The organism is Tanticharoenia sakaeratensis NBRC 103193, from assembly GCF_000963885.1.
Classification (GTDB): Bacteria; Pseudomonadota; Alphaproteobacteria; order Acetobacterales; family Acetobacteraceae; genus Tanticharoenia; species Tanticharoenia sakaeratensis.
This window is the reverse complement of record NZ_BALE01000038.1, coordinates 55,187-66,588: the sequence shown is the minus strand read 5'-3', so window position 1 is coordinate 66,588 and position 11,402 is coordinate 55,187. Positions and strand designations below refer to the sequence as shown.

Here is an 11,402-nt window from a genome sequence, read left to right as displayed (position 1 = left end):
TCTCCTGGTGGGTTGATACGGAAGAGGTTTGCCCGTGCTGAAGCGGATTGCCGCCATTGCTGTCGCACTTGCCGTCGTGGCCGGTGGCGGTTTCCTGATCTACGCGTGGAATCCCGCCATCACGCCGATCGCTCGTCCCAATCCTGCAGCGTTCCCGCATGATGCGGTAGCGAGGGGCGAGATCGTCGCAAATGCGGGCTACTGCGTGGAATGCCACACCCGTGCCGATCTCGGTGGGGGCCCGGAACTCGCCGGCGACTACAAGATGAACACACCGTTCGGTGCGCTGTTCTCCCCGAACATCACGCCCGACGTCGAGACAGGCATCGGCACGTGGTCCGAGGCTGCATTCCGGCGTTCGATGTATCGCGGCGTCGATCGCGACGGCGCACATCTGTTTCCGGCGTTCCCGTTCAATCATTTCACCAAGATGTCCGAGCAGGATATCTCGGATCTCTATGCCTATCTGATGACGCGTCCGGCCGTGCACATGACGCATCGCGCGAACACGCTTCCGTTTCCATTCAACCTGCGCATTCTCGAGGCCGGCTGGGCGCTGCTGTTTGTCAGCCCCGGGCGGTATCAGCCCGATCCATCGCATGACGCGATGTGGAACCGTGGCGCCTATCTCGCAGAAGGCGATGCCCATTGCGGCGCGTGCCATACACCGCGCAACCTGCTGATGGCCGAGAAGTCCAGCGCACCGTACGATGGCGCGGTGATCGACGGCTGGATCGCGCCGCCGCTGAATGCGCATAATCCGACCCCCGTCGTCTGGACCGAAGACGAACTGTTCGCCTATCTCCGCACGGGTGTCGCACCCCTGCATGGTTCGGCGGCCGGTCCGATGTCGCCCGTTGCGCATCGCTATCTCGGGCGTATTCCGGAATCGGATGTGCGGGCGATCGCGCATTATTTCGCAACCATGGACGACGCGGCTCACCGCCAGTTCCAGGATGCGGCGGCTCTGGCCGCAGCCCTGAAAGCCTCGGGCCGGGACCTGTCGGGTCCGCAGCATGACGCGGCTGTTCGCCTGTATCAGGGCGCCTGCGCTGCCTGCCATTACAACGCCGGTTCGGCGCCCGTGCTCGGGCGGCCCGAACTCGCGCTCAACAACGCGCTCTGGCTCGACGAACCCAACAATCTCTATCAGGTGATGCTGCATGGGATTGGCGCCTCGGAAGGGCAGTCGGGGATCGCAATGCCGAGTTTTTACGCCGGGCTGACCGATGCCGACATGGCGCGGATCGCGGCCTACCTGCGGGCAACCCGCACGACCCTGCCGCCGTGGACTGACCTCGAGGCGAAGGCTGCCAAGCTGAGAGCGGCGGTCGGTCCGCCTCCGATCAATGCCTCGCATTGATCCCAAGGTCGCGACGCGTAGCCCGGAAGAAGGTATCTGATGACGAAATTCGAGCTCAATGGAAAGCCGGTCTCCGTGGATGCGCCGGATGACACGCCGCTGCTGTGGGTCCTTCGCGATGACCTGATGCTGACCGGAACCAAATTCGGATGCGGTATCGGCGAATGTGGCGCTTGCACGGTGCATGTGGGCGGCCGTGCGACGCGCTCCTGCATCACACCGCTTGCCTCGATCGAGGGGGCCTCGATCACGACGATCGAAGGCCTGGACCCGGACGGCAACCATCCGGTTCAGGTGGCGTGGCGGGACGGGCAGGTGCCGCAATGCGGCTACTGCCAGTCGGGCCAGATCATGCAGGCGGCAAGCTTTCTGAAGGATTTCCCCCATCCGACGGATGCGGAAATTGACGCGGTCATGGGCGGCTCGCTGTGTCGCTGCATGACCTACATACGCATACGCGCAGCGATCAAGCAGGCAGCAGGAACCACGACGCATGAGTAGGCTCGAGCGGATCGCGCGCCAGTCGGACAAGGCCTACGCGGCCCGGCATGATCTTTCGCGCCGCGGCTTCCTGATGACCAGCCTCGGGGCGGGGCTGGCTTTCGGCTTCGCCCGCTCGGCCGAAGCGGCGCAGCATTTTCCGTCGGCCGGCACGCTGCCGGGCGGCGGCGCGTTCGAACCGAACATCTGGTGCGCGATCGCGCCCGACGGTTCGGTAAACGTGAACATCATCCGCGCCGAGATGGGACAGCATATCGGCACGGCGCTCGCCCGGATCATCGCGGACGAGATGGAAGCGGACTGGAGCCAGGTCGGCATCACCTATGTCGATACCGATCCCAAATGGGGCCTGATGGTGACCGGCGGCTCGTGGTCCGTCTGGATGACGTGGGACGTCTTCCGGCAGGCCGGCGCCGCCGCGCGGACGGTCATGGTGGACGAGGGTGCCAAAATTCTCGGCGTGCCGGCCGATCAGTGCACGGCCCGAAACGGCGTGGTCAGCGCCGGCGCCAAATCGATCTCGTATGGCGATATCGTCGCACGTGCGAAGCCGACACGCAGCTTCTCGCCCGACGAAATGGCCAAGCTGCCGCTGAAGCCGGCGGGCGAGCGGCGGCTGATCGGGCAGGCGACGACGGCGCTGGATATTCCGGACAAGACCACGGGCCGCGCCGTCTATGGCATCGATGCGCGCCTTCCGAACATGCTGTACGGCAGGCCCAAGCTGCCGCCCACGCGCTATGGCTCGAAGGTCCAGTCGGTCGACGACAGCGAAGCGCGCAAGGTCGCGGGCTATGAGCGCTATATTGTCCTCGAAGACCCGTCAGGAACCGTGCCGGGATGGGTTGTGGTTCTGGCGACGTCCTATCCTGCGGCGATCCGGGCGACCGATGCGCTCAAGGTGACATGGGTCGCGGGCGACACGGCGCATGTGTCCGAAGACGACATCATCGCCCACGGCCGGGACCTGATCGGCAAGCCCGGCGGTACTCGCATCTTCGACGATCCGGGCAATGCGCAGGCCGTCGCCTCCGCCCACCGGACGATCGAACGCGAATACATTACGACGTCCGTCGCGCATTACGCGCTGGAGCCGGTGAATGCGCTGGCGCGGCTGGACGGCGACGTCTGGGAAATCCACTGCGGGCATCAGTGGCAGTCGCTCTGGCTGCCGGTCATGGCCAAGGCGCTTCAGGTGCCGGACGGCAAGGTCGTCATGCGCACCTACATGCTGGGCGGCGGCTTCGGACGGCGCCTCGGCGGCGACTACGCCATTCCTGCGGCCCTTGCGTCCAAGGAAATCGGCGGCCGTCCGGTCAAGCTTGTGCTCACCCGTTCCGACGACATGCAGTTCGACACGATCCGTTCGCCGTCGTTGCAGTCGATCAAGGCCGGCCTTGACGAACACGGCGCGATATCCGCCATGCAGTATCATGTCACAGCAGGGTGGCCGACGCAGGTCATGGCGCCGGCTTTCATGGCGAAGGGCCTCGACAACCAGCCATACGACCAGTTTGCGCTCTCGGGTGCCGATCACTGGTACGAGACCGGACCCACGCTCGTTCGCGCGATCAGCAATGATCTGGCGAACCGCACATTCTGCCCGGGCTGGCTGAGGTCGGTCAGCGCGGGCTGGACGCCTTGGGCGCTCGAGTGCTTCGTGGACGAGGCAGCCCACGAAAGCGGGCACGATCCGCTGGACTATCGACTGTCGATGTTGACGGCGCAGGGGCGCAACGCCGGCAAGGCGCCGAGTTCGATCGGTGGTGCGACGCGGCAGGCGGCAGTGCTGAAGCGGGTCGCGGAAATGGCGGGCTGGGGACGGCAGTTGCCGCCCGATACGGCGCTGGGTCTGGCCACGACGTTTGGCCAGGAACGCGAAATGCCGACCTGGACCGCAGGTGTTGCGCAGGTTCACGTCGATCGGAAGACGGGCGTCGTCACCTGCCAGAAGCTCTGGCTGGTGCTTGACGCCGGAACGATCGTGCATCCGGACGGCGCGCTGGCGCAGACGCAGGGCGCGGCGCTATGGGGCCTGAGCATGGCCCTGTTCGAGGGCACGCGGGTCGAGCAGGGACGTCTGGCTGCGCATAACCTCGACAACTATACGCCGCTGCGGATTGCCGATGTTCCGGACATGGACATCGTCTTCATGGAGAACACCGAGAAGCCTTCTGGCCTCGGCGAACCCGGCGTGACCGTCATCGCGCCTGCGATCGGCAATGCCATTTTCCGGGCAGTTGGTGTGCGTCTGCGCACCTTGCCGATGCGGCCCGATGATGTGCTCGCCGCACTGAGGGACCAGACGCGCAGCTGATTGCTGCGCGTCTGGGCGGCCTCAGGCCTGGAAGAGTTCGAGCGTCTCGTTCGGACCCTCCCGGGCCTCCAGCGCGTCATAGCCCGGCACTGTGAGGTGTGGTGTCGACATTGGCTCGCGGTGTGTATGCGTGATTACGACAACCTGCGCGCCTGACGCCTCGGCCGCCTGAATTCCCGCAGGGGCATCTTCGAAGATGACGCAGTCTTCAATGGCCACGCCTAGGCGTTCCGCGCCCAGCAAAAAGCAATCCGGCTCGGGTTTGCCGCGAACGACATCCTCGGATGTGACGAGCACGGGCGGCATCGGCAACCCGGCAATTTCGATCCGACGCAATGCCAGGTCGCGCGTGGCGGATGTCACGATCGCCCAGCCATGGTCGGGAAGGGATGCCAGGAAGCGGGCAGCGCCAGGGATTTCGGTAATGCCGTCCGTATCGACCATTTCCTGTTCCGTGATCCAGCGCGCTTCGGCCTCCGGATCGACCGGAAGGTTCTGGCGCTTGACGGTTTCGATCGTGCGTACGCCATGCAGTGTCGGGAGGAACGCCTCGACATTGAGCCCATGCTTGCGTGCCCAGCGCGCCCAGACGCGTTCGGCGGCGACGATGGATGTCAGGATCGTGCCGTCCATGTCGAACAGGAACGCGTCGAGGTGGTGATCCGGGAAAAGCCGGCGGTGGTTGGTCATGGAGCGCTCCGGTTCCGAGGAGAGGGGGCCAGAGCGTGTAAGTCATCGAACACGATGACAAGGCCAGATCCATGACACTGCAGTGAAAGTGATGGAATTGCACCGAACCGCTTCGGCGCAGACACTGGTTCCGACCTTCTGGCCAGATCGATGGCAGGCTGGCCGACCACGTCGAAACGCAGCCGGCGCGCCTGCCGTGATCAGACGCCGGCGTTGCGTCGAGTGATCATGTGATAGAGCGCGAGCAGCACCATGGCGCCCACGACGGATGCGATGAACCCCGCAGGTTGCCCCGGGCGATACAGATGCAGCGCCCGGCCGGCCATGCTGGCGAATACCGATCCGACGATACCGAGAAGCGTGGTCACGATGAAGCCGCCGGGATCGCGCCCCGGCATGAGCAGCTTGGCGATAACGCCGGTGATGAAGCCAAGAATGATCGTGATGATCAGGCCGTGGTGATGCATGGCGACTTACCCCTGGTGGTCGGTTTCGCGGATGAAAGCGGCCACGTTGTCATGAAGTTGCTTCAGGGACGCCTCGCTCACGTAAACCATGTGACCTGACTGGTACTGCTTGAACTCGATGTTTTTCTGCAGGGCAGCGGGAATCGGCAGGTGCTTCATCTCGTAGATGCCCTCGTAATAGGGCGTTGCGAGATCAAAATATCCTGCATTCAGCATGACATGCAGCAGGGGGTTCGTCTTCATCGCCAGGGCCAGGTCGGGCATGACGTTCGGAACCTGCGACTGGTTGCCGTCATCCGGCAGGGTATGTGGAGCCTGCCAGGAATCCGCCTTCAGCCGTCCGAACGGGCGGTAGATCGCGTCGTCTCCATAATGGAGCGTCTTGCGCACGTAGTCGTTGAATGCCGAGACATAGGCGGAGCTGATGGCGCTCGACTGCGGGTCGTAGCCCACTTCCTTGCTCATCGGGTCGATCTGCGGTCCGGAGAAACGGGTATCGAGGCGCCCTGTCGCGATTCCGGTGCGTGCCTGCAGTTCGTGTTCGAACTCGCCGCCCGTGATGCGCAGGTCCGCACGGTCGATGTAGTCCACGGGAAGGCCGGTGTAGTCGTGCAGTTTCTGCACGACATGCTGGCGATCGGCCGCCGAAAGATCCGCGCCCTGTTGCAGGGCGAGCAGATAGTCCGTGCTTGCGAAATGCTCGACCTCGCGCAGGAAGGCCTGCAGGTCTGCGGGCTGCGTCGGCAGCATGTGATGGTAGGCGGCGGTCGCGGCATAGGTCGGCAGCGCCAGGACGTAGGGGCGGTCGTTGCCCGGATCGTCGTTCGCGCCGTCCACGCTGTTGCCGTAGCTGAGGATCTGCGACAGCAGGATCACGCCATTGAAGTCGATGCTGTCATCGTTCTGCAGATCGTTGACGACGACTGCGGACCGCATGGTGCCGTAGCTTTCGCCGAAGAGGTATTTCGGAGAGTTGTAGCGCCCGAACTTGCCGAGAAACTGCGTGATGAAGTTCGCGAATGCGTGACCGTCCGCGTCCACGCCCCAGAATGCCTTTTCGGCGTCCTTGCCGGCAATGCGGCCAAACCCCGTGCCCGGGGCATCGATGAACACGACGTCCGACGCGTCGAGAAGCGTGTCGTCGTTATTGATGAAGCGATAGGGAGCGGCCGGCGTATGGCTGTCGTCCAGCGTCTCGATCCGGCGGGGGCCGAACGACCCCATATGCAGCCAGACCGAGGCAGAGCCCGGGCCACCGTTGTAAACGAACGTGATCGGCCGGGTGGCCGGATCGGCGCCCTTCTTGAAATAGGCCGTGTAGAACATGGACGCCGTCGGCTCGAGCGTCTTGTCTTCGGGCTTCGTCGGATCAGGCTCGCCGACACGCTTGCGCACGATGTCGGTCGAATCGTCATAGCTGTTCGGATGCACCACGAGGGTGCCGGCAACCGCCGTATAGGCAATGGCCTGGCCACGCATCGTGACCGTGCCGGAGCTTGTGCTCTCCGTTGTTGCAGGCTTGTCGGGCGAGGTCGTGGGCGCCGCAAGGACGGAAGTCGACAAGGCAAGGGAGAGCGCGGATGCGCCCCACGGGTTGCGGCGATGTTTCAAACAGGAACTCCGTCGGATCGGTAGAATGTTATAATATACGGTAGTGGGCGGATCTGATGCGCAGATGTCAACCAAAAGCGCCGTTCGCATGCATGATGGCGATGCTGATCTCGCGCAGCACATCGAACAGCTGACTGATCGGCGTGAAGATCTGCTCGTGTTCCCGGACGAAGCCGTGATCATCGCGCGGGCCGGAGGGCTCGGCGAAGTCGAGATCGGCGCGCACCGTGCTGCCACGCGGGAAGATTTCGTTGAGCTTGCGCATCGCCTGCGGCACGTCGAGACAGAGGATCATGCCCAGAAGCCGGTCATAGGAAATGTCGGCGCGGGGGCTGAAATACGGGATCCGCGTTGCGATCTGCCAGATCTGCTCGATCACGCCGATCCGGATCGCGTGCAGAAGATGCTCCCGCGTGGCCATGCGCGGGCTGTCGGGCCACGCGCCACGCAGCGCGAGATGGTCGGCCTGGATCCGGCGGAACATCATCGGAAGCTTCGTCCAGAAGCCCAGTGCCTCGAGCCCGTGCGCAATCGAGACGCAGCGCCGGCGGCGGGCCGCATCTCCGGCGTGGCCCGCACGATCGAGCCAGGTGCCAGGGTCGAGCAACAGGACGTTGGTGCGCAGCACCTCGATGTCCGAATGGCTGAGGGCAGCCCGTGCAAAGTCGAGCGCGCGGCGGAACCGCGGGCTTTCGCTCATGAACTGCTCGAAGGCATCGGGATGACGGGCGGCCGCCGATCCCAGGCCGTGCACGACGTCCGCCCACCAGCCAAGCTGCTGCAGGATCGCGTTGTTGGGAATCGCCCTGAGCTGGCTGGGATGACTGATCCGGACGATGGCGGCCGAATCGCTTTGGCGCGCGGATGGACGCGAGCCCGTCTTGTCGATCAGCGACGGGCCAAATGCGCCAAGCAGCGCGCCATATCCGGGGTCTTCCACGAGATTGCCCATGTCGAGCGCGATCGTCGAGAAGAAGTCCGAGGCGAAGTCCGGCTTCTCGTAAACCTGATCGAGGCGCGTCGCCGGATCGGCACCGGGACGCGGGGCGCTTGCGACGTGCTCGGCGAGGGTTGCGATTGTCGATTTGGCAATCGCATCGGTGCCGAACAGCGTGTAGCCGTCGCCGCCCTGAAATGCTGATTCCTCGCGCGTCACGATGCCGGCCGCAGCGAACGTCAGGCGTGCGCGGCTGGGCGAGAGATATTTCAGCCGATCCGACAGGTGGAAGGGATGGGCGCCGCGCCCGATGCTCTCGCCATGCGTGTCGAACAGCACCACCTCGACATGCGTCAGCTCATGTTCGCGCAGCAAGGCGGCGGTGCGCAGGCGCAGCCGCTCGACAAGGTTGGTCGCGGCGAGCTGTCCGACATAGCGGCCCGAATCCGAATAGCCGAACTGCAGGCACAGGCGACCGGAGCGCGCCAGATAATCGCGCCAGTGACGCGACCGCAGCGCTTCCTCGATGATCGTCTCGCCATCCTCGAGCGCGTCCCGCGTCTCGAACAGCGGCGAGATTTCGATCAGATGATCGGGGATGCCCAGCAGGCGCGCCAGCCACAGCGTCGCCAGCAGCGTGTAACCGCTCTCGGTTTCGGCGATCAGGAAGCGGACCGGCGTCTCGGCATCGATGTGCTTGACGATCTGCGCCATCGTCATCATCAGCCGCGCCGCGGACGATTGCTCCACCAGCAGCGCGCCGAAATCGACCGGCAACGCCGTCACATTATCCAGCGCCTCGTTGATCTGGGACAGGACCACCCGGCGATGGCTGCGGTTGCCGGGGTCGTCCTCTATACCAAGACGCGCCCGTGCGACATTATAGATCTGCCCGGCATTCAGCCGCGTATGAACACGGGCCAGCGACAGCCCGTGGGCCTTGAAGCCGGCGATGGCGGTCGACAGCGCGTCGGCCCGCTGCGGATCGTGCGCGACGAGGGCGTGCGTATCCGCGAACGCGTCGTCGAGCGCGCTGGCACCGAGGATGGCATCATCGCGCTCGCCGATCAGGAGGCGGGCGAAAGCGGCCACGTCCTCGGGGCGGCATTGTCCGGAACGTGCGTCCGGACAGGCCTCGGTCTGGCGCGCGATGACATCGAGCGCGCGGTCGAGCGTGGCAATCAGCGCCGCCGTTTCGGGCAGGATCGCCGCCGTCTGGGCGCGCAGGCGTGTCAGCTGGGCGGCCTTCATCATCAGACGGATGCGCAGCGTGTCCCACCACCCGATATCCGTCCGTCCGTCGGTATCGAACCCGACCCAGCTGGCCAGGATCACGGGGCTGGGGCGCAGGCCGGCCCGGATCTCGTCGGCACGATCCGGCCAGCGCGCGATGGCGGCCGCGAGGATCGCCTCGGCCAGGGCATCAAGCGCGTCACGGCCACGTGCGATGGCACTCATGGCCAGCGACAGCTCCTCCATCAGCGTCGGCGGCGCGCTGCGGCGATGAGTGGCGAGCTTCGGGATCTCGACGGCCGGATCGGATGCTCGTCCGGCCAGAAGTTCGTATACCCGGTTGTCGAGGGCGAATGTCGGGTGGGCCGTGAAGACTGCCGAGAAGGCTGGGCGCGCGAGCATAGTTGCGAGCTGGGCGGGGTCGTCGGCGCGTGTCACGAGTTGCTCGGCTGCGCGACGCAGCGCATCCGCCGGATCCGCCGTGTGCTGCAGCCCGACATAGCGGCGCAGGCGCGCTGTCCGGTCCTCAAGGCATTCGTCGCGGATCTGCGCGATGCAGGCCTTCAGTTCCGCAATCCCCAGAGTGCCGTCGGACAGCCGGTCCGCGATCCTGTGCGCGACGGGCAGCATCCATCCCTGCTCGGGGCGCTGCGGGTCGCCGCAAGCCTGCGTCATTTCCTCCTGCCACGCTGCGACGCGTATGCCCGCGGCATGGGCGAGAGCTGCGAGGTCCTGGGATTCGGAGGCGGAGGTCTGGGGGTGCGGCAACGGGATTCTCGCAGTCTTGGAACGGCAGGCCATTTTCCATTGTGCGGCGGGGTGAGGCAATCGGTGCAATACCGATTTATCGTACCGCGTGGGGATGGTATCGAGCCCGGCATGTCCGATGCCGATCCCATCCGGCCCGATCAGGCCACAGCACGCGCCACCCTGCGTCGCTATCGTGCGCTCGCATCAGGCCTTCTGGTCGGTATGGGAGGCATCACGGCACTGGGCTATGGACTGCCGGCGAGCGGGATCATCGCCGACAGCTGGGAGATCCAGCTTCTGCGCGCCGGCGGACGGGCCGGACTTGTCGGCGGGATCGCGGACTGGTTCGCGGTCACGGCGCTCTTTCGTCATCCGCTCGGGCTGCCGATCCCGCATACCGCGATCCTGCAGAACCAGAAGGACCGTCTGGGAACAGCGCTCGGGCAGTTCGTCGCGGGCCAGTTCTTTACCGAAGCCGATGTGGAACGCGCACTCGTCAATCTGGACGCGCCGGGGCTGATCGCCCGCGCGCTGTCCCAGCCGCGCACGCTGCAGACCGTCAGCCGCGCGATCCGCGATTCCCTGCCGCCCATGTTCGAACGGCTCGAGGACGGACGGGCGTCGGCCGCCATCAGCCGCATGATCCCGCAGCTCATGGGGGGCGACGATCTCGCGCCGCTCATCGCCCGTGCGCTGCGTGCGCTGGTCGAGGGCGACTATCATCAGGAGGTGCTGTCGTTTCTGCTGGTGCGGATCAAGGACAGCGTGCGCGACAAGGATTCGGCCCTGCGCGCGATGATCGCCGAACGCGTGCGGGAGCAGGGCGGCCGCTTTCTCGGCTGGGCGATCGGCGGATCGATCGCCTCGAAGGTGCTCCACGCGATCAACCAGGAGCTGGAGCGGATCGACCCGCTGGATTCCGCCCTTCGTGAAGGTTTTTCCGAATGGGTACGGGCAGAGGTTGACCGGATCGAGCATGATGCCGCGCGCAGGCGGGAGATTGCTCATGCGATCGGCGGTGTTCTGACGCACGAAAGCCTCAAGGCCTGGAGCCAGGACGTGTGGCGACGGGCGCGTGCCATGGCGGAGGCCGACATGCGGGCAGAAAACGGCTGGACCGCGGGGGCGATCGAAGTGCTGCTCAAGCGGCTGGCTGAGCAACTGAACAGCGACACGGCCCTGCGTGCGAAACTCGATCGTGGACTTGCGTCGCTTGCCATGGCGGCTCTTCCGTCGGCGCGTGTGCGGCTGGCCGCCTTTATCAGCTCTGTCGTCGCACGATGGGACTCGCTTGCTTTCGTTGAGCGGATCGAGCTGAAGGTCGGGCGTGACCTGCAGTTCATCCGGATCAATGGCACGGTGGTCGGATTCATTGTCGGGCTGGCACTGGATGTCATTTTGCGTGTTCTTTTCGGCACCCGTCTTTGAAAAACGGTCCGAAATCTCATGTTTCGACACATCTTCCCTTGACGACGGCCTCGCGGTTCCGCATCTGACACTCAATCAGGACCGGCACAGTCTCCATTGAAGGAT

General features: G+C 65.0%; 8 protein-coding genes. 4 read left to right on the top strand and 4 right to left on the bottom strand.

Annotated elements, in window-relative coordinates; genetic code table 11:
• Positions 1-34 precede the first annotated feature (34 nt).
• The 3 genes from B8446_RS11995 to B8446_RS11985 are packed head-to-tail and all read left to right on the top strand — an operon-like array spanning position 35 to position 4,181.
• Positions 35-1,363 (top strand): cytochrome c, encoded by a 1,329-nt coding sequence (locus B8446_RS11995; protein WP_048850049.1) that lies wholly within the window; start codon positions 35-37, stop codon positions 1,361-1,363.
• Between the two features lie 39 nt (positions 1,364-1,402).
• The gene (locus B8446_RS11990; RefSeq protein ID WP_048849907.1) at positions 1,403-1,864 is read left to right on the top strand and encodes a (2Fe-2S)-binding protein; all 462 of its coding nucleotides are present in this window, start codon (positions 1,403-1,405) and stop codon (positions 1,862-1,864) included.
• Positions 1,857-4,181, top strand: a complete 2,325-nt coding sequence (locus B8446_RS11985) for a xanthine dehydrogenase family protein molybdopterin-binding subunit (protein ID WP_048849905.1) — start codon at positions 1,857-1,859, stop codon at positions 4,179-4,181. The genes B8446_RS11990 and B8446_RS11985 overlap by 8 nt, the downstream gene beginning before the upstream one ends.
• Before the next feature lie 21 nt (positions 4,182-4,202).
• On the opposite strand, the gene B8446_RS11980 is transcribed toward B8446_RS11985, so the two are convergent.
• From B8446_RS11980 to B8446_RS11965, 4 genes are all read right to left on the bottom strand, one after another.
• Complete coding sequence (locus B8446_RS11980; RefSeq protein WP_048849903.1) at positions 4,203-4,871, bottom strand: HAD family hydrolase; 669 nt, start codon at positions 4,869-4,871, stop codon at positions 4,203-4,205.
• Positions 4,872-5,071: 200 nt separating this feature from the next.
• Entirely contained in the window at positions 5,072-5,338 is a 267-nt protein-coding gene (locus B8446_RS11975; RefSeq protein WP_048849901.1) for a GlsB/YeaQ/YmgE family stress response membrane protein, read from the bottom strand.
• A 6-nt stretch (positions 5,339-5,344) separates the two neighbouring features.
• The gene (locus B8446_RS11970) at positions 5,345-6,949 is read right to left on the bottom strand and encodes a S10 family peptidase (protein ID WP_048849898.1); all 1,605 of its coding nucleotides are present in this window, start codon (positions 6,947-6,949) and stop codon (positions 5,345-5,347) included.
• 67 nt (positions 6,950-7,016) lie between these two features.
• Complete coding sequence (locus B8446_RS11965) at positions 7,017-9,794, bottom strand: phosphoenolpyruvate carboxylase (RefSeq protein WP_048850047.1); 2,778 nt, start codon at positions 9,792-9,794, stop codon at positions 7,017-7,019.
• 204 nt (positions 9,795-9,998) lie between these two features.
• Here B8446_RS11965 and B8446_RS11960 point away from each other — a divergent pair, with 204 nt between their 5' ends.
• Positions 9,999-11,297 (top strand): DUF445 domain-containing protein, encoded by a 1,299-nt coding sequence (locus tag B8446_RS11960; protein ID WP_048849897.1) that lies wholly within the window; start codon positions 9,999-10,001, stop codon positions 11,295-11,297.
• Positions 11,298-11,402: the final 105 nt, after the last annotated feature.

Excerpts from the sequence above, each read along its gene's own strand:
- B8446_RS11990 (WP_048849907.1), top strand. The coding sequence starts at position 1,403 with ATGACGAAATTCGAGCTCAATGGAAAGCCGGTCTCCGTGGATGCGCCG.
- B8446_RS11985 (WP_048849905.1), top strand. The coding sequence starts at position 1,857 with ATGAGTAGGCTCGAGCGGATCGCGCGCCAGTCGGACAAGGCCTACGCG.
- B8446_RS11980 (WP_048849903.1), bottom strand. The coding sequence starts at position 4,871 with ATGACCAACCACCGCCGGCTTTTCCCGGATCACCACCTCGACGCGTTC.
- B8446_RS11975 (WP_048849901.1), bottom strand. The coding sequence starts at position 5,338 with ATGCATCACCACGGCCTGATCATCACGATCATTCTTGGCTTCATCACC.
- B8446_RS11965 (WP_048850047.1), bottom strand. The coding sequence starts at position 9,794 with ATGACGCAGGCTTGCGGCGACCCGCAGCGCCCCGAGCAGGGATGGATG.
- B8446_RS11960 (WP_048849897.1), top strand. The coding sequence starts at position 9,999 with ATGTCCGATGCCGATCCCATCCGGCCCGATCAGGCCACAGCACGCGCC.